The following is a 916-nucleotide window of genomic DNA, read 5'->3' as shown; positions in this document are numbered from 1 at the left end:
CTTGGTGTTGAATGCTGACGGCACATACACCTACACGCTCAATACCAGCGACGCCGATTTCAAAAATCTGCACGGTGGCGGCAACGGCACAGAAACCTTCGTCTACACCATCACCGATGCGGATGGCGACACCAGCACTGCCAACCTGGTGCTGAACATCCACAACAACGACGATCCGGTGATCATCGACGGCTTGAATGTCGCGGGTGGTGAACTGACGGTCTACGAGAAAAACCTCAGCGACGGCAGCGCGCCGGATTCCACTGCGCTGACGCAAAACGGTACGTTCACCATTACCGCGCTGGACGGTGTGACGACGCTGACCGTCGGCGGTATCGCCGTCGTCACCAATGGCGTGGCCGCAGGCTTCCCGCAATCGATAACCACGCCGCTGGGCAGCACGCTGACCATCACCGGTTTCAACGCCGTAACGGGCGTGGTCAGCTACAGCTACACCCTGGCCGATAACGAAACCCATCCGAACGCCGACGGCGCGAACAATCTGCCTGAGCAGTTCGCCGTCACTGTCGTTGACGATAACGGCACTACCGCCAATGGCACCCTTGACGTCAACATCGTCGACGACCTGCCAAAAGCCAACGATGACAGCAACGGAACAGCGTCAGAAAGCCAACTGACCCTGACCGGCAGTGTGCTGACCAACGATGTGCAAGGCGCTGACCGTGTGCCCACCGGACCCGTGACCCCGGGCACGTTCACCGGCACTTACGGCACCTTGGTTTTGAATGCTGACGGCACGTACACCTACACGCTCAATACCAGCGACGCCGATTTCAAAAACCTGCACGGTGGCGGCAACGGCACAGAAACTTTCGCCTATACGATTACCGATGCAGACGGCGACACCAGCACCGCCAACCTCGTGTTGCAGATCCACAACAACGACGATCCGGTG

1 protein-coding gene is annotated in these 916 nt (G+C 59.0%); it reads left to right on the top strand.

Annotated features, from left to right (window positions below):
• Nucleotides 1-916 (top strand): Ig-like domain-containing protein (locus ACM6IV_RS12725; RefSeq protein WP_414870264.1); only part of this gene is annotated, 916 nt, incomplete at both ends.

The organism is Pseudomonas sp. IT-347P (assembly GCF_949768005.1).
Classification (GTDB): Bacteria; Pseudomonadota; Gammaproteobacteria; order Pseudomonadales; family Pseudomonadaceae; genus Aquipseudomonas.
The sequence above is the reverse complement of the archived record's forward strand: the minus strand, read 5'-3'. Positions and strand labels throughout refer to the sequence as shown.